This window comes from Mycobacterium nebraskense (assembly GCF_002102255.1).
GTDB lineage: Bacteria > Actinomycetota > Actinomycetes > Mycobacteriales > Mycobacteriaceae > Mycobacterium > Mycobacterium nebraskense.
Genome location: NZ_LQPH01000026.1, coordinates 1 through 22,889 on the forward strand (window position 1 = coordinate 1; position 22,889 = coordinate 22,889).

General features: G+C 68.2%; 22 protein-coding genes and 1 pseudogene. 16 read left to right on the top strand and 7 right to left on the bottom strand.

Annotated elements, in window-relative coordinates; translation table 11 throughout:
- Positions 1 to 9 precede the first annotated feature (9 nt).
- Positions 10 to 594: pseudogene (locus tag AWC17_RS03435) on the top strand (RDD family protein); the annotation flags it as partial.
- Positions 595 to 643: 49 nt separating this feature from the next.
- On the top strand, positions 644 to 1,804 hold the full coding sequence (locus AWC17_RS03440; protein ID WP_047323741.1) for a cystathionine gamma-synthase: 1,161 nt from the start codon (positions 644 to 646) through the stop codon (positions 1,802 to 1,804).
- Between the two features lie 83 nt (positions 1,805 to 1,887).
- Here AWC17_RS03440 and greA read toward each other — a convergent pair whose 3' ends face one another.
- A complete protein-coding gene (gene greA, locus AWC17_RS03445) occupies positions 1,888 to 2,382 on the bottom strand; it encodes a transcription elongation factor GreA (RefSeq protein WP_046183124.1) in 495 nt (164 codons plus the stop codon).
- 220 nt (positions 2,383 to 2,602) lie between these two features.
- Positions 2,603 to 3,037 (bottom strand): DUF4307 domain-containing protein, encoded by a 435-nt coding sequence (locus tag AWC17_RS03450; RefSeq protein WP_046183142.1) that lies wholly within the window; start codon positions 3,035 to 3,037, stop codon positions 2,603 to 2,605.
- A 114-nt stretch (positions 3,038 to 3,151) separates the two neighbouring features.
- On the opposite strand from AWC17_RS03450, the gene mca reads away from it, so the two are divergent.
- From mca to AWC17_RS03470, 4 genes are read left to right on the top strand one after another with little or no spacing between them, the layout of a single operon-like run.
- Positions 3,152 to 4,024, top strand: coding sequence for a mycothiol conjugate amidase Mca (gene mca, locus AWC17_RS03455; RefSeq protein WP_047323740.1), 873 nt, complete (start codon positions 3,152 to 3,154; stop codon positions 4,022 to 4,024).
- Positions 4,021 to 4,341 carry a hypothetical protein gene (locus AWC17_RS03460; RefSeq protein ID WP_046183122.1) on the top strand — a complete coding sequence of 107 codons (321 nt, stop codon included), beginning with the start codon at positions 4,021 to 4,023 and terminating at the stop codon, positions 4,339 to 4,341. Before mca ends, AWC17_RS03460 begins: the two co-directional genes overlap by 4 nt.
- On the top strand, positions 4,328 to 6,340 hold the full coding sequence (locus AWC17_RS03465) for a thioredoxin domain-containing protein (RefSeq protein WP_047323739.1): 2,013 nt from the start codon (positions 4,328 to 4,330) through the stop codon (positions 6,338 to 6,340). The genes AWC17_RS03460 and AWC17_RS03465 overlap by 14 nt, the downstream gene beginning before the upstream one ends.
- Before the next feature lie 11 nt (positions 6,341 to 6,351).
- The gene (locus AWC17_RS03470) at positions 6,352 to 6,723 is read left to right on the top strand and encodes a nuclear transport factor 2 family protein (RefSeq protein ID WP_046184979.1); all 372 of its coding nucleotides are present in this window, start codon (positions 6,352 to 6,354) and stop codon (positions 6,721 to 6,723) included.
- 4 nt (positions 6,724 to 6,727) lie between these two features.
- On the opposite strand, the gene trhA is transcribed toward AWC17_RS03470, so the two are convergent.
- The gene (trhA, locus tag AWC17_RS03475; protein WP_046184980.1) at positions 6,728 to 7,507 is read right to left on the bottom strand and encodes a PAQR family membrane homeostasis protein TrhA; all 780 of its coding nucleotides are present in this window, start codon (positions 7,505 to 7,507) and stop codon (positions 6,728 to 6,730) included.
- A 164-nt stretch (positions 7,508 to 7,671) separates the two neighbouring features.
- Here trhA and AWC17_RS03480 point away from each other — a divergent pair, with 164 nt between their 5' ends.
- The 3 genes from AWC17_RS03480 (at position 7,672) to AWC17_RS03490 (ending at position 10,567) form a co-directional block, all read left to right on the top strand.
- Positions 7,672 to 8,460 carry a (2Z,6E)-farnesyl diphosphate synthase gene (locus tag AWC17_RS03480; protein ID WP_046184981.1) on the top strand — a complete coding sequence of 263 codons (789 nt, stop codon included), beginning with the start codon at positions 7,672 to 7,674 and terminating at the stop codon, positions 8,458 to 8,460.
- 39 nt (positions 8,461 to 8,499) lie between these two features.
- Positions 8,500 to 9,870: a hypothetical protein gene (locus tag AWC17_RS03485; protein ID WP_046184982.1), complete on the top strand. Its 1,371-nt coding sequence runs from the start codon at positions 8,500 to 8,502 to the stop codon at positions 9,868 to 9,870.
- A 271-nt stretch (positions 9,871 to 10,141) separates the two neighbouring features.
- The gene (locus AWC17_RS03490; RefSeq protein WP_046184984.1) at positions 10,142 to 10,567 is read left to right on the top strand and encodes a hypothetical protein; all 426 of its coding nucleotides are present in this window, start codon (positions 10,142 to 10,144) and stop codon (positions 10,565 to 10,567) included.
- A 49-nt stretch (positions 10,568 to 10,616) separates the two neighbouring features.
- Here the strand turns inward: AWC17_RS03490 and coaA are convergent, their stop codons facing one another.
- Positions 10,617 to 11,555 carry a type I pantothenate kinase gene (gene coaA / locus AWC17_RS03495; protein WP_046184985.1) on the bottom strand — a complete coding sequence of 313 codons (939 nt, stop codon included), beginning with the start codon at positions 11,553 to 11,555 and terminating at the stop codon, positions 10,617 to 10,619.
- A 114-nt stretch (positions 11,556 to 11,669) separates the two neighbouring features.
- On the opposite strand from coaA, the gene glyA reads away from it, so the two are divergent.
- The 5 genes from glyA to AWC17_RS03520 all read left to right on the top strand — a co-directional run bounded on the left by glyA (position 11,670) and on the right by AWC17_RS03520 (position 17,837).
- Positions 11,670 to 12,950 (top strand): serine hydroxymethyltransferase, encoded by a 1,281-nt coding sequence (gene glyA, locus AWC17_RS03500; protein ID WP_046184986.1) that lies wholly within the window; start codon positions 11,670 to 11,672, stop codon positions 12,948 to 12,950.
- A gap of 86 nt (positions 12,951 to 13,036) precedes the next feature.
- On the top strand, positions 13,037 to 13,864 hold the full coding sequence (locus tag AWC17_RS03505) for an acyl-ACP desaturase (RefSeq protein WP_085164241.1): 828 nt from the start codon (positions 13,037 to 13,039) through the stop codon (positions 13,862 to 13,864).
- A gap of 218 nt (positions 13,865 to 14,082) precedes the next feature.
- On the top strand, positions 14,083 to 15,384 hold the full coding sequence (phoH2, locus tag AWC17_RS03510; RefSeq protein ID WP_046184988.1) for an RNA 5'-3' helicase PhoH2: 1,302 nt from the start codon (positions 14,083 to 14,085) through the stop codon (positions 15,382 to 15,384).
- A gap of 25 nt (positions 15,385 to 15,409) precedes the next feature.
- Complete coding sequence (locus tag AWC17_RS03515; RefSeq protein ID WP_046184989.1) at positions 15,410 to 16,285, top strand: polysaccharide deacetylase family protein; 876 nt, start codon at positions 15,410 to 15,412, stop codon at positions 16,283 to 16,285.
- A gap of 85 nt (positions 16,286 to 16,370) precedes the next feature.
- Complete coding sequence (locus AWC17_RS03520) at positions 16,371 to 17,837, top strand: adenylate/guanylate cyclase domain-containing protein (RefSeq protein ID WP_141224446.1); 1,467 nt, start codon at positions 16,371 to 16,373, stop codon at positions 17,835 to 17,837.
- 16 nt (positions 17,838 to 17,853) lie between these two features.
- Here the strand turns inward: AWC17_RS03520 and AWC17_RS03525 are convergent, their stop codons facing one another.
- The 3 genes from AWC17_RS03525 to glpX are packed head-to-tail and all read right to left on the bottom strand — an operon-like array spanning position 17,854 to position 21,315.
- Positions 17,854 to 18,780 carry a hypothetical protein gene (locus AWC17_RS03525; protein ID WP_046186581.1) on the bottom strand — a complete coding sequence of 309 codons (927 nt, stop codon included), beginning with the start codon at positions 18,778 to 18,780 and terminating at the stop codon, positions 17,854 to 17,856.
- Positions 18,781 to 18,796: 16 nt separating this feature from the next.
- Positions 18,797 to 20,209, bottom strand: a complete 1,413-nt coding sequence (locus AWC17_RS03530; protein WP_046186580.1) for a class II fumarate hydratase — start codon at positions 20,207 to 20,209, stop codon at positions 18,797 to 18,799.
- A 26-nt stretch (positions 20,210 to 20,235) separates the two neighbouring features.
- Entirely contained in the window at positions 20,236 to 21,315 is a 1,080-nt protein-coding gene (gene glpX, locus AWC17_RS03535; protein WP_082123197.1) for a class II fructose-bisphosphatase, read from the bottom strand.
- A 55-nt stretch (positions 21,316 to 21,370) separates the two neighbouring features.
- On the opposite strand from glpX, the gene AWC17_RS03540 reads away from it, so the two are divergent.
- On the top strand, positions 21,371 to 22,069 hold the full coding sequence (locus AWC17_RS03540; protein WP_085164243.1) for a DUF4245 domain-containing protein: 699 nt from the start codon (positions 21,371 to 21,373) through the stop codon (positions 22,067 to 22,069).
- 13 nt (positions 22,070 to 22,082) lie between these two features.
- A complete protein-coding gene (locus tag AWC17_RS03545; RefSeq protein WP_046185717.1) occupies positions 22,083 to 22,880 on the top strand; it encodes a dienelactone hydrolase family protein in 798 nt (265 codons plus the stop codon).
- The last annotated feature ends 9 nt before the right edge of the window (positions 22,881 to 22,889 follow it).

The window sequence follows — 22,889 nt, forward strand, 5'->3', positions numbered from 1 at the left end:
GGGTAGGAGCCGCCGCCCGGCGGCTCCTACCCGCCGCCCCCGCCGTCCTCCGGTGGGTACGCGCCACCACCTCCCGGACCGGCGATCCGTGCGTTGCCGACGGAGTCCTACACGCCGTGGCTCAGCCGGCTCGTGGCATTCATCATCGACATCCTCCCGTACGCCGTCGTGCACGGCATCGGGACCGGGATCCTGGTCGCCACCCAGCAGACGTCGTGCATCACCGACGTCACGCAGTACGCCGTCAACCAGTACTGCGCGACCCAGAACTCGACCATCGGCATGGCCGCGCAGTGGTTGGCGTCGCTGGTGGGGCTGTTCTATTTGGTTTGGAACTACGGCTACCGCCAGGGCACCACCGGGTCGAGCGTCGGCAAGTCGGTGATGAAGTTCAAGGTGGTCAGCGAGGTCACCGGCCAGCCAATCGGTTTCGGGATGTCCGTCGTGCGTTCCCTCGCGCACTTCGTCGACGCCATCATCTGCTTCATCGGTTTCCTTTTCCCGCTGTGGGATTCGAAGCGGCAAACGTTGGCGGACAAGATCATGACGACGGTCTGCTTGCCGCTCGACGGGACCGAGCACCAACCGGGCTAGTGGTGTGGGGCGCGGTGACCGAGGCGGCCGTCACCTAGGCTGGTCGTCGATGACCGACGACCGCAACGGACACTTCACCGGACTCGCCACCAAAGCGATTCACGCCGGCTACCGCCCGGACCCGGCGACCGGGGCGGTCAACGCCCCGATCTACGCCAGCAGCACGTTCGCCCAAGACGGTGTGGGTGCGCTGCGCGGCGGGTTCGAATACGCACGCACCGGCAACCCGACGCGCGCCGCGCTGGAGGCGTCGCTCGCGGCCGTCGAAGAAGGCAGCTACGGGCGGGCGTTCGGTTCCGGCATGGCGGCCGCCGACTGCGCCCTGCGGGCCATGCTGCGGCCCGGCGACCACGTGATCATCCCCACCGACGCCTACGGCGGCACCTTCCGGCTGATCGACAAGGTGTTCACCCAATGGGGCGTTCGCTACACGCCGGTGGAGCTGTCCGACGTGGACGCCGTCCGCGCCGCGATCACGCCGCAGACCCGCCTGATCTGGGTGGAGACACCGACCAACCCACTGCTGTCCATCGCCGACATCGCGGCCCTCGCCGAGCTAGGCAAACGGTCTTCGCTGAAGGTGTTGGTGGACAACACGTTCGCCTCGCCCGCGCTGCAGCAGCCGTTGACGCTGGGCGCCGACGTGGTGCTGCATTCGACCACGAAGTACATCGGCGGCCACTCCGACGTCGTGGGTGGGGTGCTGATCACCAATGACGCGGGGCTGGACGAGGCTTTCGCCTTTCTGCAGAACGGGGCCGGCGCGGTGCCCGGCCCGTTCGACGCCTACCTGGCAATGCGCGGCCTGAAGACCCTGGTGCTGCGGATGCAGCGACACAGCGAAAACGCCTCGGCCGTTGCGGAATTCCTCGCCGGGCATCCGGCGGTGAGCACCGTGCTGTACCCCGGCCTGCCCAGCCACCCCGGGCATGACATCGCCGCTCGGCAGATGCGCGGCTTCGGCGGCATGGTGTCGGTGCGTATGCGGGGCGGCCGGCAAGCCGCCCGCGACCTGTGCGCCCGCACCGAAGTGTTCATCCTGGCCGAATCGCTCGGCGGCGTCGAGTCACTGATCGAGCACCCCAGCGCCATGACGCACGCGTCGACCGCCGGTTCGCAACTGGAAGTGCCCGACGATCTGGTGCGGCTGTCAGTCGGCATCGAAGACATCGCCGACCTGCTGGCCGACCTCGACCAGGCGCTGGGTTAGTGGCGATCGCGGCGATCGCGAGCGCGGTGGAGGCGGGCGAAGCGGGTCGCCACCATCTGGGCTAGCACCGCCCCGAGAGCGGGCTAGGAGTGGTAGGGCTCCGCACTGACCAGCGTGACCTCGACGGTGTTGCCATTGGGCACGACGTAGCTGCGGGTCTCGCCCACCTTGGCGTCGATCAGGGCGCCGCCCAGCGGTGAGTTGGGCGAGTACACCTCGAGCTTGCCGTCGTTCACGCCCTCCTGGCGGGTGGCGATCAGGAATGTCTCACTATCCGACTTGTCGCCGTTGTAGTAGACCTTCACCACCGAACCGGGCAGCGCGACGCCGGACTGCTTGGGCGCCTCGCCGACCTTCGCGTTGTTGAGCAGGTCCTGCAGCTGACGGATGCGGGCCTCCTGCTGGCCCTGCTCTTCACGGGCGGCGTGGTATCCGCCGTTCTCGCGCAGGTCGCCTTCTTCACGGCGGTCGTTGATCTCCGCGGCGATGACCGGACGATTCGCGATCAACTGATCGAGTTCCGCCTTCAACTTGTCATGTGACTCCTGGGTCAGCCAGGTCACCGAAGTGTCCGTCATCTCGTCGTGCTCCTCATGTTGTCGTTCCGCGTAACCGCGTAAGCCTGTTAACCCCGCCGCCGGGAGTATCCGGGTCTCCTCCCCGTGTGCTGCCGATCCGTTGTGCTCACGGCCTTAATGCAGCAATACACGGTCCCATCAGGAACCGTGCATTCACCCATGTTACCACCGCGCAAACAATTGATGACTCCAAATTCGCAGTTCGGCTGTTGTTACTGCGTCAGGCCGGCCGCAGATAGGCGGGTACGTCGGTGCCGCAGCCGTAGATGTCGGCCATCACCGGCGGTTTGCTGGACTTCACCGTGGTCGTCAGCTGCACCGTGGCCGCCCCGGACGGTGGGACCAGCACCTCCCGCCTGCCCGTCTCGCTGCCGTCCTTGGCCCGGACCCGCACGATGCAGTCCACCGGCCGGGACGGATCGGATCGCGTCACGCTGATCGTTACCGACGCCGTCTCCTCGTCGATCACCCGATAGCTGGCCAGCGTGCCCGTCACCGCACTGGTGCCCAGCCGGTGGTAGCCGACGACGGCAATCACCAGGCCGGCTGCGACCACCAGCGCACCCAGCCCGATGATCACCCAACGCCGGGGCACCCGCGAGCGCACGGAACGCCCGTAGCGGGCCTCGGGACGGGAAGGGGAAGGTTCGGTCATGCCTGGGTACGCCTGAGTGGTCGGCTGCCGGACGCCGGCCGACAGCATGCAACGATCTGAAGAACTGGAATTATAGGTTCGTAACCGGCGACCGGCAGACCGACAAGGGGGCACGTGAGCGAACTGCGGTTGATGGCGGTGCACGCCCACCCCGACGACGAGTCCAGCAAGGGCGCAGCCACCCTCGCCCGCTACGCCGACGAGGGCCACCGGGTGCTGGTGGTGACGCTGACCGGCGGTGAGCGCGGCGACATTCTCAACCCGGCGATGGACCTGCCCGAAGTGCACGGCCACATCGCCGAGATCCGCCGCGACGAGATGGCGAAGGCCGCCGAGATCCTCGGTGTCGAGCACACCTGGCTCGGCTTCGTCGACTCCGGCTTGCCCAATGGGGACCCGCCGCCCCCGCTGCCCGAAGGATGCTTCGCGACGGTGCCGCTGGAGGAGTCGGTCGAGTCGCTGGTGCGCGTGGTCCGCGAGTTCCGCCCGCACGTGATCACCACCTACGACGAGAACGGTGGCTACCCGCATCCGGATCACATTCGCTGCCACCAGGTTTCGGTCGGCGCCTTCGAGGCGGCCGGAGATTATCGGCGGTTTCCCGACGCGGGCGAGCCGTGGGTGGCGTCCAAGCTCTACTACATCCACGGATTCCTGCGGGCCCGGATGCAGTTGCTGCACGACGAGGCCGTCAAACACGGTCACGAGCCCCCGTTCAAGAAGTGGCTCGAGCACTGGGACGCCTCGCACGACCCGTTCGAGTCCCGGGTGACGACGCGCGTCGAGTGCTCGGCGTACTTCAGCCAACGCGACGACGCGCTGCGGGCGCACACCACCCAGATCGACCCGGAGCACGACTTCTTCGCCGCGCCCATCGAATGGCAACAGCGGCTCTGGCCGACGGAGGAGTTCGAGTTGGCGCGCTCGCGGGTTCCCGTCCGGCTGCCCGAGGACGACCTGTTCGCCGGAATCGAGAGTGACCGGTGAACCACCTGTTTTTCGTCGCAAGCACGGCCGCCGGTTGGCAGGCGGACGGCGCGCCGCAGCACACCGGGCCCGACTTCGGTAAGGCCAGCCCGATCGGGCTGCTGATCGTCGTCCTGCTGTTGATCGCCACGCTGTTGCTGCTGCGATCGATGAACCGGCAATTGAAAAAGGTGCCCAAGTCGTTCGACCCCAAGCACCCCGAGCCCGACCAGGCCGCCGACCAAGGCACCGACGCGGTCGACGAGGCCGACGGACGCAGCCCGGGCCACGCGAACGGATCGGAGCGGGCACCGGGCCCCGGCGATGAGCCCGGCTGACGCCACCGCGACGAACACCCTCGGGCTGGCCACCAGCCCGTATCTGCGCCAGCACGCCGACAACCCGGTGCACTGGCAGCAGTGGACCCCGCAGGCGCTCGAGGCCGCGGCCGAGCGTGACGTGCCGATCCTGCTCTCCATCGGCTACGCGGCCTGCCACTGGTGTCACGTCATGGCCCACGAATCGTTCGAGGACGACGAGGTGGCCGCCGCCATGAACTCCGGATTCGTCTGCATCAAGGTCGACCGCGAGGAACGCCCGGACCTCGACGCCGTCTACATGAATGCCACCGTGGCGCTGACCGGGCACGGCGGTTGGCCGATGACGTGTTTCCTGACGCCGGACGGCCGGCCTTTCTTCTGTGGTACGTACTACCCCAAAGATGGCTTCCTGCAGCTGCTTTCGGCGGTATCCGCCACCTGGCAGCAGCGCCGCGGCGAGGTGGAGGAGGCGTCCGACCATATCGCCGGCGAGCTGCGTGCGATGGCGTCCGGGCTGCCCTCCGGTGGGCCGGACGTCGCGCCGGCGCTGTGTGACCACGCGGTGGCCGCGGTGCTGGGCGACCAGGACCCGGTGCACGGCGGCTTCGGCGGCGCGCCCAAATTCCCGCCGTCGGCAATTCTCGAGGCGCTGCTGCGCAATTACGAGCGCACCGGGTCGAAGGCGGCGCTGGAGGCGGTGGTGCGCACCGGCAACGCGATGGCCCGCGGCGGCATCTACGACCAGCTCGCGGGCGGGTTCGCCCGCTACAGCGTCGACAACGCTTGGGTGGTACCGCATTTCGAGAAGATGCTGTACGACAACGCGCTGCTGCTGCGCGCCTACGCGCACTGGGCCCGGCGGACCGGTGATCCGCTGGCGCGCCGCGTCACCGCCCAGACCGCGCGCTTCCTGCTCGACGATCTGGCCGACGGCGCGATGTTCACGTCGTCGCTGGACGCCGACGCCGACGGGCGGGAGGGCTCGACCTATGTCTGGACGCCCGAGCAGCTGACCGAGGTGCTCGGTCCCGACGACGGCCCTTGGGCCGCAACCGTTTTCGCGGTCACCGCGACTGGCTCCTTCGAACACGGCACGTCGGTTCTGCGATTGCCCGCCGACCCCGACGATCCGCAACGGCTCGAACGTCTCCGGGCCGCGCTGCTGGCCGCCCGGCTGACCCGCGCCCAGCCCGGGCGCGACGACAAGGTCGTCACGTCCTGGAACGGCCTGGCCATCACCGCGCTGGCCGAGGCAAGCGTGGCCCTGGACGAGGCTGAACTGGCCCAAGCCGCGCGGGACTGCGCGACCGCGTTGCTGGGCTTGCACATCGTCGACGGGCGGCTGCGGCGCGCCAGCCTGGGCGGGGTGGTCGGCGACAGCGCCGCCATCCTCGAAGACCACGCGATGCTGGCCACCGGCCTGCTCGCCCTCTACCAGCTGACCGCCGACGCCGCCTGGCTTACCGCGGCGACCGACCTGCTCGACACCGCGCTGCGGCATTTCGCCGACCCGGAGCGGCCCGGCCGCTGGTTCGACACCGCCGACGACGCCGAGCGGTTGATGCTGCGGCCGGCCGACCCGCTGGACGGGGCGACGCCGTCGGGGGCGTCGTCGATCACCGAGGCGCTGCTGACCGCGGCGCACCTGGTCGACGGTGGGCGCGCGGAGCGGTATCTGCGGGCGGCGGCCGAGGGACTCAACGCGCATTCGGTGCTGCTGGAACGCGCGCCGCGCTCGGCGGGACATTGGCTGGCCGTGGCGGAAGCCGCCGTTCGCGGACCGCTGCAGATCGCGGTCGCCTGCGATCCGTCGCGGTCGGCGCTGCTGGCCGACGCGCGGCGGTTGGCGCCCGGTGGGTCGATCGTCGTGGGCGGCGAACAGGACTCGTCGACACTGCTCGCGGCGCGTGACCGGGTGGCCGGCGCCGACGCCGCCTACGTGTGCCGCGGCCGGGTGTGCGACTTGCCGGTCACCACCGCCGAAGACCTCGCGGGGGCGCTGGCCGCGCCACGGTAGCGTGACGTGTCATGCCGAGCGCCGAACACATCACCGACACGGTCAACCGCTACATCGAACTGGTCGCCAAGGGCGGCGCCGACGAGTTGGTCGAGCTGTACGCCGATGACGCGACAGTCGAGGACCCCGTCGGCGGCGAGGTGCACATCGGCCACCAGGCGATCCACCGCTTCTACTCCGCGGTCAACGATGTGCAGCGCGAATGCGAACTGGTGACGCTGCGGGTCGCCGGCAACGAGGCGGCCTTCCATTTCCGCCTCACGATCATCGCGGGGGAACACCGGATGGTGATCGAGCCGATCGACGTGATGGCGTTCAACGAGGACGGCAAGATCGCGCACATGAAGGCCTACTGGTCGGCGGCGGACGTCACACAGCTGTAGCCGCTCAGCGCACCAGCCATGCGTGGTCGCCGACGTAGAACACCGCGAACCACATGGCGATGTAGTGCAGGATCGCCGCGATCGCGGTGAAGGCGTGGAAAACCTCGTGATAGCCGAACGTCGTGGGCCACGGGTCGGGCCAACGGAGCCCGTAAAAGATCCCACCGACGCTGTAGAACACGCCGCCGACGGCCAGCAGCACCATCGCGGCCACCCCGGCCTTGTGCAGGATCGTCGGGCAGTACCACACGGCCACCCACCCGAGCAGCAGGTATAGCGGCACACCCAGCCAGCGCGGTGCCGACGGCCAGCACACCTTCAGCAGAATCCCCGCCAGCGCCCCGCCCCATACGATCCACAGCACCTCCACCCCGGTCTGCTGCGGCATGGCCAGGCGCGCGAACGGCGTGTAGCTGCCGGCGATGAACACGAAGATCATCGAATGGTCGAGCCGCTTCATGAGGTTGCGGGCCGCCGCGGATTTCCAATGCACCCGGTGATAGGTGGCGCTGACGGCGAACATCGCCACCGTCGCCGCCGCGTAGACCAGCGTCGAATGACCGGCCCGCGGCGAGGAGGCGGCCCACGACACCGACACCAGGGTGGCGCCGGCGATGATCGCCAGCCACGCGGAGAAGAAGTGGATCCAGCCGCGCATCCGGGGCTTGGTCAGAACGTGGGCGGCACCCTCGACAAGCTGTTCGACGGTGTTGCCGGGCGCGATGGCCTCGGACTCGCGATCCGAACCGTCCGAATTGGCAGACGTGCTCGTCTGGCTGCTCATAATCCTGTGCCCTCATCTTGCAGGTCGGGGAATTGCCAGTGGCTGCTCAACCTCAACAGTAATCGGCGACGGCCACGGCATGGTCTCCGCCCGCGCGTGACCGGCTTGAAACCGGGCCGGAATCGCAGGGGAATTTGGCGCAGCTCACAGTAGGCTGAATCTCCGTGGAAATTATCCCGCCGCGTCTCAAAGAGCCGCTGTATCGCGTCTACGAGCTGCGGCTGCGGCAGGAGCTGGCTTCCTCCAAATCCCACCTGCCCCGCCACATCGCGGTCCTGTGTGACGGCAACCGGCGGTGGGCGCGCGATGCCGGATACACCGACGTCAGCTACGGCTACCGGATGGGTGCCGCGAAGATCGCCGAGATGCTGCGCTGGTGCCAGGAAGCCGGCATCGAAATGACCACGGTCTACCTGCTGTCCACCGAAAACCTGCAACGCGACCCCGACGAGCTGGCGGGACTCATCGAGATCATCACCGATGTCGTCGAGGAGATCTGCGCACCGGCAAACCGCTGGAGTGTGCGCACCGTCGGGGATCTGGAGCTGCTCGGCGAAGAACCGGCGCGGCGGCTGCGCGACGCGGTGGAGTCCACGCCCGTCGTGGCACCGTTCCACGTCAACGTCGCGGTCGGTTACGGCGGCCGTCGCGAGATCGTCGATGCGGTGCGGGCATTGCTGAGTAAGGAACTCGCCAACGGTGCGACCGCCGAAGAGCTGATCGAGGCGGTCAGCGTCGATGGCATCTCCGAAAACCTTTACACCTCTGGGCAACCCGATCCCGACCTGGTCATCCGCACGTCGGGGGAGCAACGTCTCTCCGGGTTTCTGCTGTGGCAGAGCGCATATTCGGAGATGTGGTTCACCGAAGCGCACTGGCCCGCCTTCCGCCGGGTCGATTTCCTGCGCGCGCTGCGCGATTACAGCCAGCGGCATCGCAGGTACGGCAAGTAGCAGGTCGGCTCGGGGTAAATCCCGTGCCAGACTAGGTGCATGGCTGCGCTGTCGGCGGTGGTGTTCACGCTGAGCGGGTGGCTCGGTTTGTACCTGCTGGCTCGCGATCCGCGTAAGCCGGTGCTCGTGTTGGCGGCGACCGGGCTGTGCGGTTTCGCGCTCGTGGTAGGGCTGGATGCCGTGCGGACCGCCAGCCCCGCGTACGCGCACCTGCTCAGTCGCGTTGAGATCTACCTGGTGACCATTCCCGGCGTGGCGTGGTTCGCGGTGCTCGTCGAGCTGTCCCGGCCCAGCGACGGCTCGAGGGCGCGCACCCGCGAGGTGTTGCTCGTGGCCGGGGTCGCCGCGCTGACTCTGTTCGGGGCGATGCTGGCCGGCAGCGTCGAGGGGCCGCTGCGGACGGGCCACTGGCTGATGTTCGCGGTGATCTCGGTATCCACCCTTGGCGCGATGGTCGTCGCGTTGCGGCAGCCGCGCCGGCCGCGGGCAGCCGTCGGACTCGCCGTCGTCGCGACCCTGTTCTTCGCGCTGGGCAATGCCATCCTGATCATTCCGCTGGGCCTGGTGCCCAGCTGGGTGGCGCTCGCGTCGACGAGTTTCGACGTCCTTTCGCTCGGGATCGCCGTCGCCCTGTGGGACGCGTTCGACGAGGGCCAGGCGTTGCGCGCCGACATGCTCCGCTCGTTCGCCGGCTCGGTGGCGGTGGCGGTGTTGTTCGGTGGGCAGGCGCTGATCGGCCTGGCGCTGACCCGCGAGGACGTCGCCGCCCAGACCGCGCTCACCGTCCTGCTGTTCACCAGCCTGGCGGTCGCGATCGCCGTGCAGGTGCTCGCGGATCCGCTGGCCGGGGTTCTCGACCGGCTGGCGTTCTCGAAATCGCCTGCGCTGCGGGAGGATCGAGCGGCGCTGCGGAACACCGGCGCGGCACTGCCGTTGCGGTCGGTGGATCCGCTCGACCACGTCGACGACGTCACATTCGCCAGGCTCACCCGCCGCGCCCTGGGGCACTACGGCGACCTGAGCAAGCTGGTCGCCAGCCCGTTGACCACGCTGCCCGTCATCGATGAGCGGCTCGCCGCCCGGGGCGCATCCGATCATCCGCTGGAGCGGGCCAACGAACTCAAGGCGGTGCTCGCCGACGCGATCGGGCGGCTCAAACCCCGCGACGCCGGTGATTTCGGGACCACCGAGCAGTGGCGCCACTACAACTCGCTGTACTTCCCCTACGTCGTCGGCGTGCGTGCGTACGCGCAGAACGCCACCGCCGCCGGACTGGATCCCACCGCCCGCCAGGCCTGGCAGTGGTTGGTGACCGAGGTCCCGCAGCGCTCGCTGCACAACTGGCAGAACGCCGCCGCCCGGCTGATCGCTGCGGACCTGCGCGGGCGGGTCCCGGTGGCCAGCGACTAGTCCGAAACACGTTCGGCCCGTCCGTCATTTCCGGCACCGTTGGAGGCGGGCGGCGTCGTGCCCCGAGATTCTGTGACTGCTGGGGCAGAAGAACACCAGACTGGCGTCTGTCGAATAACAATCCCGATTCGGACTCGCGGACGGGAATAGCCGAGCGAACCCGCGGGTCTTTGTATGCGTGGCAGTAGTTGGCAGTGCCACGAGTCGATATGGCAGTGGGCCGACGGCACGCTGATGTTCGACCCAAATCGCCATCGCGAGGAGTAATCACATGATGTATGCATCTGGCGCACACGGTCTGGCGACTCGACCCCTGTACGACGCGACCGACTCGCTGCTGCGTTTCGCCATGCGCGCCGACGCCACACTGACGGGATTGTGCGGTTTGGCCATCGCCTTTCTCGCCGACCCGCTTTCGTCGCTGACGGGCCTGACGTCGCTGCAGGAGTACAGCCTGGGCGCCTTTTTCGTGCTCGGCGGCTTGGCTGTGTTCCTCCTCGCGGCGGCACCGAACCTGCGCCGCGTCGGAGTCGGCGTCATCGTGGCCAACGTCGTGTTCACGCTTGGCGCGATCGTGGCCGCGGAAGCGTTGCCGCTGTCCGCGACCGGGATTGCCGCCACGCTGGCTGTCGGTGTGTACACCGCGGCGTTCGCCGGACTGCAGTACCTGGGCGTGCGTCGTCTCGAGACGGCCTAACCGCCACAACTGCTGCTTGGACGCGGCTTGGACGCTGCTTGGACGCTGCTTAGAGCTTGCGCAGCCGGAGTCGGTTGATGGAGTGGTCGGCGTCCTTGCGCAGCACCAGGGTGGCGCGGGGCCGGGTCGGCAGGATGTTCTCGACCAGATTGGGCCGGTTGATCGACCGCCAGATCTCGCGCGCGGCGGCGACCGCCTTGGTGTCGTTGAGTGCCGAGTAGTGGTGGAAGTGTGATTCCGGGTCGGCGAAGGCCGTGCCGCGCAGCGACAAGAACCGCGACACGTACCACTGCTCGATGTCTTCGATCCTCGCGTCCACATACAGCGAGAAGTCGAACAGGTCCGACACCATCAGGGTCGGACCTGTCTGCAGGACGTTGAGGCCCTCCAGGATCAAGATGTCGGGATGGCGAACGACGTGCTTGGCGCCTGGGATGATGTCGTATTTCAGGTGCGAGTAGACCGGCGCGCATGCATAGTCCGAGCCGGATTTGACCGACGTCACGAACCGCATCAGCGCCCGGCGGTTATAGCTCTCCGGAAAACCCTTGCGGTGCATCAGGTTTCGCCGATCGAGTTCCGCATTCGGGTATAGGAAGCCGTCGGTGGTCACCAGGTCCACCCGTGGGTGGGGATCCCAGCGGGCCAGCAGGGCCTGCAGCACGCGGGCGGTGGTTGATTTGCCGACCGCTACGCTGCCGGCCACGCCGATCACGAACGGCACCGGCCGGTCCGGGTTTTGTTGCGGCTCGCCGAGGAACTCCGCGGTGGCGGCGAACAACCGCTGGCGGGCAGCGACCTGAAGGTGGATCAGCCGGGCCAGCGGCAGGTAGACCTCTTCCACTTCGAGCAGGTCGAGCTGCTCGCCGAGACCGCGCAGGCCAACCAATTCCTCTTCGGTCAGGGCCAGCGGCGTCGACATGCGAAGCGCGCGCCATTGCTTTCGGTCGAACTCCACGTAGGGGCTCGGCTCGCTCAGCCGCGGCATAGTGCAAGTGTTGCAGGGGCGGACGCGCGCCCGACGGCTGGGCTGGCTAAACCGTCGCTGGATAGACTGGCACCCGTGACTGCTGCACCCGACGCCCGCCCCTCCACCTCCGTGATGTCCGCCTCGCTCGCCGAGGTCGACCCCGACATCGCCGAGCTGCTCGGCAAAGAGCTGGGCCGCCAGCGCGACACCCTGGAGATGATCGCCTCGGAGAACTTCGTGCCGCGCTCGGTGCTGCAGGCCCAGGGCAGCGTGCTGACGAACAAGTACGCCGAGGGCCTGCCCGGCAGGCGCTACTACGGCGGCTGCGAGTACGTCGACGTCGTGGAGAACATCGCCCGTGACCGGGCGAAGGCGCTCTTCGGCGCCGACTTCGCCAATGTGCAGCCACATTCGGGCGCGCAGGCCAACGCCGCCGTGCTGCACGCGCTGATGACGCCGGGGGACCGGCTGCTGGGCCTCGACCTGGCCAACGGCGGCCACCTCACCCACGGGATGAAGCTCAACTTCTCCGGCAAGCTCTACGAAACCGGCTTCTACGGTGTGGATCCCACGACGCATCTGGTGGACATGGACGCGGTGCGGGCCAAGGCCCGCGAGTTCCGCCCCAAGGTCATCATCGCCGGCTGGTCGGCCTACCCGCGGATTCTGGACTTCGCGGCGTTCCGGTCGATCGCCGACGAGATCGACGCCAAGCTCTGGGTGGACATGGCCCACTTCGCCGGACTGGTCGCCGTGGGGCTGCACCCCTCGCCGGTGCCGCACGCGGACGTGGTGTCCACGACCGTGCACAAGACGCTCGGCGGCCCGCGTTCCGGCCTGATCCTGGGCAAGCAGGAGTACGCCAAGTCCATCAACTCCGCGGTGTTCCCCGGCCAGCAGGGCGGGCCGCTGATGCATGTCGTCGCGGGCAAAGCCGTCGCGCTCAAGATCGCCGGCACCCCCGAGTTCGCCGACCGCCAGCAGCGCACCCTGTCCGGCGCCCGCATCATCGCCGACCGGCTGACCGCTCCCGACGTCACCAAGGCCGGTGTGTCGGTGGTCAGCGGCGGCACCGATGTCCACCTGGTGCTGGTGGACCTGCGCGACTCCCCGCTGGACGGCAAGGCCGCCGAGGACCTGCTGCACGAAATCGGCATCACGGTCAACCGCAACGCGGTGCCCAACGACCCGCGGCCGCCGATGGTGACGTCGGGTCTGCGGGTGGGCACGCCGGCGCTCGCGACCCGCGGCTTCGGGGATACGGAATTCACCGAGGTCGCCGACGTCATCGCCACCGCGTTGGCGGCCGGCACCGCGGCAGACCTGTCCGCGCTGCGGCAGCGGGTGACGCGGTTGGCCCGCGACTTCCCGCTGTACGACGGTCTCGAGGAGTGGACGCTGGTCGACCGCTGATCGCGGCGAAAGGACCAAAGTCACCAGTTGCCGCGACACGGCCCGGGCGATTTCACGAACCTGTGTACGCGAGTTACAGTAACCGCATGGCACAGAAACCTGTAGCTAACGCGCTGACCCTGGAACTCGAGCCGGTGTGCGAGGCCAACATGGACCGCCACCTCAACACCGAGGAACTCTGGTTCGCTCACGACTACGTGCCGTTCGATCGGGGCGAGAACTTCGCCTTCCTCGGCGGCCGGGACTGGGACCCGTCCGACGCGACGCTGCCCCGGGAGTACACGGACGCCTGCGAGATCCTGCTTCTGCTCAAGGACAACCTGGCCGGGCACCACCGCGAACTCGTCGAGCACTTCATCCTCGAAGACTGGTGGGGCCGCTGGCTGGGCCGGTGGACCGCGGAGGAGCACCTGCACGCCATCGCGCTGCGCGAGTACCTGGTGGTGACCCGTGAGGTCGACCCGACCGCCAACGAGGAGGCCCGGGTCCAGTACGTCATGAAGGGCTACCGCGCGGACACCTACACGCAGGTGGAAACCCTGGTGCACATGGCGCTCACCGAGCGCACGTACGCCGTCTTCTGCGAGAACCTGGCGGCGAAGCTCGAAGAGCCCATTCTGGCCGGGCTCATCGACCGCATCGCGCGCGACGAGCGGCGGCACGAACTGTTCTTCTCCAACCTCGTCGAGCACTGCCTCGAATACACCCGCGACGAGACGATCGCGGCGATCGCGGCGCGCGCGGCTGATCTGCAAGTACCCGGCGCGGACATCGACTCCTATCGGGACAAGCTGCGCAACGTCGCCGATGCGGGCATCTTCGACGAACAACAGCTGCGGCAGGCGATCTCGGATCGCATTACCGCATGGGGTGTGGCCGACGAGCCCGCCCTCAAGCAATTCGTCATCGGCTAGGCCGATCTTCGCGCGCGGCGCTCGTCGTCGGCGCGCCTGCGCTGCTGCGAAGCGGCGACGAGAGTAGCGTCGATCTCGATGGTCAGCGTCATGCTCTGCTGCCAGGGCGGCACCTCCCGTCACCACAACGGAAGGACCGGCCCCGGTCCTGGTGTCGCAGTTCCCGCCGACATGCCTGTGCGGGTCCGCGCGGGCTTATCCCGCTCGAGGAGCGCTACGTGACCGAAATCCGGACCTACGTGATCGACACCTCTGTGCTGCTGTCCGACCCCTGGGCGTGCAGCCGGTTCGCCGAGCACGAGGTGGTGGTCCCGCTGGTGGTGATCAGTGAACTGGAGGCCAAACGGCATCACCACGAGCTGGGGTGGTTCGCTCGTCAGGCGTTGCGTCTGTTCGACGATCTCCGGCTCGTGCACGGACGGCTCGATCAGCCCATTCCCGTTGGGGCACAAGGCGGTACGCTTCACGTCGAGCTCAACCACACGGATCCCGCGGTGCTACCGGCCGGTTTCCGCAGCGACAACAACGACTGCCGGATACTGAGTTGCGCCGCCAACCTAGCCGCCGAAGGCAAGCGAGTTACGTTGGTCAGCAAGGACATTCCGCTTCGCGTCAAGGCCGCCGCAGTCGGGTTGGCCGCCGACGAGTATCACGCGCAAGATGTGGTGGCTTCCGGATGGTCGGGGATGCGCGAGATGGAGACCGCCACCGAGGACATCGACGCGCTGTTCGCCGAAGGCGAGATCGATCTGGCCGCGGCGCGAGACCTGCCCTGCCACACCGGTATTCGGCTGCTCGGCGGCAGCTCGCATGCGCTCGGCCGGGTCAACGCGGACAAGCGCGTCCAGTTGGTTCGCGGCGACCGCGAGGTATTCGGCCTGCGGGGCCGTTCTGCCGAGCAGCGGGTGGCGCTCGACCTGCTGCTCGACGAGTCGGTGGGCATCGTGTCGCTGGGCGGCAAGGCCGGCACCGGCAAGTCGGCGCTGGCGCTGTGCGCGGGCCTGGAGGCCGTGCTGGAGCGGCGGACCCAGCGCAAGGTGGTGGTCTTCCGCCCGCTGTACGCGGTCGGCGGCCAGGAGCTGGGCTACCTGCCTGGCAGCGAGAGCGAAAAGATGGGGCCCTGGGCGCAGGCGGTCTTCGACACGCTCGAGGGTCTGGCCAGCCCGGCCGTGCTGGAGGAGGTGCTCTCGCGGGGCATGCTCGAGGTGCTGCCGCTGACCCACATCCGGGGCCGGTCGCTGCATGACTCGTTCGTCATCGTCGACGAGGCCCAGTCCCTGGAACGCAACGTTCTGCTGACGGTGCTGTCCAGGCTGGGTGCCGGGTCGCGGGTGGTGCTGACACACGACATCGCCCAGCGTGACAACCTGCGGGTCGGCCGGCACGACGGGGTCGCCGCGGTGATCGAGAAGCTCAAAGGCCACCCGCTGTTCGCCCACATCACCCTGTTGCGCAGCGAGCGGTCGCCGATCGCCGCGCTGGTCACCGAGATGCTCGAGGAGATCGCCGGACCGCAGTGACCGGTGATTTCGGTAGGCTTCCACCGTGCCGAAAAGACCCGACAGCCAGGCCTGGCGCTATTGGCGCACGGTCGTCGGTGTCGTCGCGGCCGTTGCGGTGCTGGTGATCGGCGGGTTGACCGGTCACGTGACGCGCGCCGACAACCTCAGCTGCTCGGTGGTCAAGTGCGTCGCGCTGACGTTCGACGACGGGCCCGGTCCGTTCGACGAGCGATTGCTGCAAATCCTCAAGGACGACGATGCGAAGGCGACCTTCTTCCTGATCGGCAACAAGGTCGCCGCCAACCCGGCGGGCGCCAAGCGCATCGCCGATGCGGGGATGGAGATCGGCAGCCACACGTGGGAACACCCCAACATGGCGACGATCCCACCGGAAGACATCGCCCCCCAATTCGCCAAGGCCAACGACGCGATCACCGCCGCGACCGGGCGGACGCCGACTTTGTATCGACCCGCGGGCGGACTGTCCACCGATGCGGTCCGGCAGACCGCGGCCAAATTCGGGCTCGCTGAAATCCTCTGGGACGTCATCCCTTTCGACTGGGCGAACGACTCGAACACCGCGGCAACGCGGTACATGCTGATGACGTACATCAAGCCGGGTTCGGTGGTGTTGTTCCATAACACCTACTCGAGCACCGTCGACCTAGTCTACCAGTTCATCCCGGTGCTCAAGGCCAACGGCTACCGGATGGTGACGGTCAGCGAACTGCTGGGCCCGCGGGCGCCCGGCAGCAGCTACGGCAGCCGCGAAAACGGGCCGCCCGCGAACGAACTCCACGACATCCCGGCCGGCGACATCCCGACGCTGCCGAACACGTCTTCGCCCAAGCCGATGCCCAACTTCCCGATCACCGACATCCCGGGCCAGAACTCCGGCGGCCCGAACAACGGTGCCTAGCACAAGCCTTGGGGTGCGCGCGGCCGCCCGGCTGCGGAATCGGTGGCCGCGAGCCGGGGCCGGGCAACGAACGTCCGCCCGCCGGTTGGCGATTCAATACGGGGTCGACCTCGCCCTGTCCTACGTGCTGGCCGTCATCGAAGCGGCCGCCATCTTGGTCCCGCTGCGGGGCCACACGTCCGTCAGGGCCAACGCCGACTTCGCGCAAACCAACACGGCTGCGGTGGTGGTGCTCGTCTTGTTGGGCATCATCGGCGTCGCGGCGGCCGGGATTCTGAGCGCGGCCCCGACGCTGCGTTGGTACGCGGCCGGCGCCGAACCGACCCAGGAGCAGCGGGAAGCCGCGATGAAGTTACCCGGCCGCCAGTCGGCGATCCTGTTCGGGGCCTGGGCGGTCAGCGGCACCATCTTCATGTTGCTGAACCTGGGCGGCGGGGCGCAGCTGCTGCTGCCCATCACGCTCGGCGTGCTGCTCGGCGGACCGGCCGCCGCCGGCACGGCGATGCTGCTGGCGCAGCGCATCCTGCGCCCCATCATGCGCGCCGCCACCCTGGGCGGCGAGCCGCGGATGGCCGTGCCCGGCGTCTACGCGCGACTGGTCCTGCTGTGGTTCTTGTGCAGCGCCTTCCCCATCGGGGTGATCGCGACGCTGGTCGTCCTTCGCTCGTATGGGTGGCTGATCGACAGGTCCGCGTCGCTGGATGTGCCGATCTTGGTGGTGTCGCTGGCGGCGCTGGTGCTCGGGCTGCCGACGATGATCTTGACGTCCAGGTCCATATCCGATCCGCTCGGCGAGGTAGTCGACGCCATGGCGGAGGTCGAACACGGCCACATCGGAACCTACGTCGGGGCGTACGAGCGCTCCCAAATCGGGCGTCTGCAAACGGGTTTCAACCGCATGGTGGCCGGGCTGGCCGAGCGTGACCGGTTGCGCGACCTATTCGGGCGCCACGTGGGAACGGACGTCGCCCAGCGCGCCATCAAAGAGGGTGCATCGCTGTCGGGAGATGTGGTCGAGGCGGCGGTCCTCTACATCGACCTGGTGGGCTCGACGCAACTGGCGGAAAGCCGTCCCCCGCAAGAGGTAGCCGAAATTCTCAACCATTTCTTTCGCATCGTCGTCAACGCCGTTGATGAAAACCACGGGCTGATCAACAAATTCGCCGGGGATGCGGCGCTGGCCGTCTTCGGAGTGCCGTTGCCGACCGACGAGCCGGCATCGGCGGCCCTGGCGACCGCCCGCGCCCTGGGCACCCAACTGCGGCGACTGCCGGTCGATTTCGGCATCGGTGTCTCGGCGGGCCGCGTCTTCGCCGGCAATATCGGCGCCGAAAACCGATACGAGTACACGGTGATCGGGGACGCGGTCAACGAGGCCGCGCGGCTGGCCGATCTCGCCAAGACCGCCGACCGGCGGATCCTGTGTGCGGCGGCGGCCATCGAGCGGGCCGACGAATCCGAGGGAACGCATTGGGCCGAATGCTATTCCACCGTCCTGCGGGGACGATCCGAAACCACCCACGTATCCGCACCGGCATCCCCGGCCGGCTAGGGCGACGGAACCCGCCTCAGGATTTGTTGACCTTCAGCGCGGCGATGATCCGGCCGATGATGTCCGCCGACGCGGCGTCACCGATGGGGGTGCTGCCGATGAAGACGGTGACCGGCTTGGTATCGACGGCGATGACGGTGACGGAATCTCCCTTGACGTTGCGGGTGGGGTCGGCGATCGTGACGTCGGCATCGACGCGGGCGGCCTTGGTTCCGTCCACGGTGATCGACGACGTCTTCGTCGGGCCCAGTGTGGGCGACGCGTTCGCATAACCGGGCCCGTTGACGATGCACTGCAGCAACTTCGACGCCTGCGCGGTGACGTCCATGCTGGCGACGAAGTTCGTGACGCCGACCTCGGCCGTCATCATCCACTGATTGGCCCCGGGCACGTCCTGGGCGACGCCCACCGCGCCGATCAGGTTCGGACCCTGGTCGTCGGAGAACACCGTCCAGTTGGGGGGCACCGCGGCGGCCGGGAACGAGAGCTTGCCGGCGGTGATCGAGTCGGTCCGGGGCATCTCTCCGCCGGACACGTTCGGGGTGCAGTCGGTGGCGGTCTGCGAACCCCTCGGCTGGCTGGCCGTGGTGGTCGTCGACGAGGGCGCGGCGGTCGACGGCTTGCTGTGGCTGCCGCCGCGCATCACCATCAGGGTCGCCACCAGTGCGATGACGGCCAGGATGACGAGGCCACCGATGATCAGCCAGGGAAGTTTCGAGCTGGGCCCGCCCGGTGGCGGTCCCGGCGGGTAAGGTCCGGGCGGATAGGGTCCGGGCGGGAATTGCTGTCCCGCTTGTGGATACGGCTGGGGCGAATACTGGTAGGGGCCGGTCGGCGGGTACGGGTATTGACCGCCCTGCGGCTGGCCTCCCCACTGGGGTTCCTGCCCATACGGATTTCCGTAGGGCCCTTGATCGTAGGGGCCGCCGGGAGGAGCCGTCATCGCTGCATCACCCCGCCTATTTTTCCGGCTTGACCTTGGCCATCGCCAAGACATCCAGCCGGCGGTCCAGTTCTTCTTCCGACAGCTTGTCGCCGATCAGGCCACGGTCGATCACGGTCTGGCGAATCGTCTTGCGCTCCTTGAGGGCTTGCTTGGCCACCGCCGCGGCCTCCTCGTAGCCGATCGCCGAGTTCAACGGCGTCACGATCGACGGCGACGATTCGGCCAGCTCGCGTAGGTGGTCGACATTGGCGACCAGTCCGGTAATGCAGCGCTCCGCGAACAGCTTCGACACGTTGGTCAGCAGCTTGAACGACTCGAGGATGTTGCGGGCCATCATCGGGATGTAGACGTTGAGCTCGAAGGCACCGCTCGCACCGCCCCAGGCGACCGCGGCGTCATTGCCGATCACCTGCGCGGCCACCTGCGTAACCGCTTCCGGAAGAACGGGATTCACCTTGCCCGGCATGATCGAGCTACCCGGCTGCAGGTCCGGCAGCTGGATCTCGGCCAGGCCGGTCAGCGGGCCCGATCCCATCCAGCGGATGTCGTTGGCGATCTTGGTCAACGACACCGCAATGGTGCGAAGCGCGCCGGAAGCCTCGACCAGGCCGTCGCGCGCTGCCTGAGCCTCGAAAGAGTTAGCGGCCGTGCGCAATTCGTTCAGACCGGTGGAGGCGATCAACGTCTCGACCACTCTGGCGCCGAAGCCGTCGGGGGCGTTGAGGCCGGTGCCCACCGCGGTCCCGCCGATCGCCAGCTCACCGAGCCGCGGCAGCGTGGCGCGCACCCGCTCGATCCCCGCCTCGATCTGGCGGGCATAGCCGCTGAATTCCTGGCCGAGCGTCACCGGAACGGCGTCCATCAGGTGGGTGCGGCCCGACTTGACCACCGTGTGCCACTCGCGAGCCTTGCTCGCCAGCGCTTCGTCCAGCACCTCGAGCGCCGGGATCAGGTGACGCACCGCGGCCTCGGTCGCCGCGATGTGGGTGGCGGTCGGGAAGGTGTCGTTGGACGACTGCGACATGTTGACGTCGTCGTTGGGGTGCACCGTGACACCGCCCCTGGCCGCGATGCTCGCGATCACCTCGTTGGTGTTCATGTTGGAGCTGGTGCCCGACCCGGTCTGGAAGACGTCGATGGGGAATTGGTCGTCGTGTTGACCGTCGGCGATCTCGGCGGCCGCGGCGATGATCGCGTCCGCCTTCTCCGGTGCCAGCAGCCCGAGGTCCTTGTTGACTTGTGCGCAGGCGCCTTTCAGCAGGCCCAGCGCGCGGATCTGGGTGCGCTCCAGGCCCCGGCCCGAGATCGGAAAGTTCTCCACCGCGCGCTGGGTTTGCGCGCGCCACAACGCCTTTACGGGTACCCGGACCTCGCCCATGGTGTCGTGTTCGATGCGGTATTCGGTATCGGTGGCGCTGTCGGCCATAGGTAGCAGTCCTCGCTGGTTTTCGGTCAGGGCAGGGGATAGGCGGCAGTGCTGTCGCCGGTGAAGTCGATGGCGGAGTACTCGTTGAGCTTCGAGAGCCGGTGGTAGGCCTCGATCATGCGCACGGTGCCCGACTTCGACCGCATCACGATCGACTGCGTGGTGCAGCCGCCGGGGTAGTACTGCACGCCCTTGAGCAGGTCGCCGTTGGTGACCCCGGTGGCGCAGAAGAAGACGTTCTCGCCGGACACCAAGTCCTCGGTGGTCAGCACCCGGTCGACGTCGTGGCCGGCGTCGATCGCCTTTTGGCGTTCCTCCTCGTCCTTGGGCGCCAGCTGTGCCTGGATGGCACCACCCATACACCGGATCGCGGCGGCGGCGATGATGCCTTCCGGGGTGCCGCCGATCCCGGCCAGCATGTCGGTGCCCGACTGCGGCCGGCAGGCCGAGATGGCGCCGGCGACATCACCGTCGGTGATCAGCCGGATGCGGGCCCCGGTCGCCCGGACGTCATGAATGAGCTGCGCGTGCCGCGGCCGGTCCAGGATGCACACCGTCATGTCGCGCACCGACAGCGCCTTCACCTTGGCGACGGCCTTGATGTTCTCGGCGATCGGCGCGGTGATGTCGAGCACGTTGGCGGCCTCGGGCCCTACCGCGATCTTGTTCATGTAGAACACCGCCGACGGGTCGAACATTGCGCCGCGGTCGGCCACCGCCAGCACCGAGATGGCGTTCGGCATGCCTTTGCTCATCAGGGTGGTGCCATCGATCGGGTCCACGGCGAAGTCGCACTCCGGGCCGTCGCCGTTGCCGACCTCCTCGCCGTTGTAGAGCATCGGCGCGTGGTCCTTCTCGCCCTCGCCGATGACCACCACGCCGCGCATCGACACCGTGTTGACCAGCTCGCGCATCGCGTCGACGGCCGCACCGTCGCCGCCCTCTTTGTCGCCGCGGCCCACCCAGCGGCCGGCGGCCATGGCACCCGCCTCCGTGACGCGTACCAGTTCCAACGCCAGGTTGCGATCTGGAGCTTCACCGCGCGGCCGAGCCTGCGCTGAGCCTCGGCCGGCGGCAGTGGCCGGGCGGTTGCCCTCAACTGTCATGGTTGGAGATTGTCCCAGAAGCGGATCGGTCTGCTGGAACTGGGATACTCGGGGGATGACCGACGAGCCGCCGCTGAATGCCAGCTCGGACGCCTATGTAGCCGGCGAGCCGGCCCCGGCGCCCGGGCCGGCTGCCAGGCCGGCCAAACCGCGGTTGCTGCAGGACGGCCGCGACATGTTCTGGTCGCTGATGCCGTTGGTGCTCGGCTGCATTTTGCTGGCCGGCCTGGTGGGCATGTGCTCGTTCCAGCCCGGCAGCCACCAGGGCGCGGCCCCGTCCTACGACGCGCCGGCGGCGCTGCGGGCCGATGCCGCGGCGCTCGGCTTCCCCATTCGGCTGCCCAAGCTGCCCGCGGGCTGGCAGGCCAACTCCGGCAGCCGCGGCGGCATCCAGGGCGGCCGCATCGACCCCGCGACCGGTCAACGGCAGAACGCGGCCACCTCGGTCGTCGGCTACCTCAGTCCGACCGGGATGTATATGAGCCTGACCCAGAGCAACGCCGACGAGGACAAACTGGTGGGGTCGATCCATTCGTCGGCGTATCCGGCCGGAACGGTCGACGTCGCCGGGACCAACTGGGTCGTCTACAACGGCGCCGGCCAAACCGGGGCGGACGCGGAGCCGGTGTGGACCACCCGCCTCACCGGCCCGTCCGGGGTTACCCAAATCGCGATAACCGGTGCCGGCAACACTGATCAGTTCCGTACGCTGGCTTCGGCGACGCAATCGCAGCCGCCGTTACCCGCGCGCTGAAGAAGGGCCGAGCATGACTGCACCCCAGGCAGATCTGTCCGGATGGTCGGTGGCGCCGTTCACCGGTGGCGGTTACACCCATGACGTCTACCGCAAGGGCAGCGGCCCCGGGGTGGTGCTGATTCCCGAGATACCCGGGATCCATCCCGGTGTGCTGGCCCTGGGCAATCACCTGGTGGACAACGGCTTCACCGTCGCCATGCCGTCGCTGTTCGGTGAGCCGGGCAAGCCGGCGACGGTCGGCTACACGCTGGCCACCATCACGCGTGCTTGTGTGGCAAGGGAATTCGCGGCGTTCGCGATGAACAAGGAGCGGCCGGTGTCGTTGTTCCTGCGCGCGCTGGCCCGTGACCTCAACGCGTCGACACCGGACAAGGGTGTCGGCGTGATCGGCCAATGCTTCACAGGCGGTTTCGCGCTGGCCGTCGCGGTCGACGACGCCGTCCTGGCCCCGGTGCTTTCGCAGCCGTCGGTACCGCTGCCGTTGGGTCGTTCGCGGCGCCACGATCCCGGGCTGAGCGAATCCGAACTGGCCACCGTGGCCGATCGCTGCGCCAACGAGGGCCTGTGCGCGATGGCTCTGCGGTTCAGCGAGGACAGCGCCGTGCCCCGCGAACGGTTCGCGGCGCTCAAGGAGCCGCTCGGTGACGCGTTCGAGGTCATCGAGATCGACTCCGGGCCGGGCAACGTGGGCGGTTTCGGCAAGCGGGCGCACTCCGTGCTGACCGACGAGGTCCGCGAAGTCGACGGCCAGCCGGCTTACGAGGCCCGCAAGCGCGTGGTCGAGTTCCTCGCTCAGCGCCTTGGCTAGGAAAGCTCC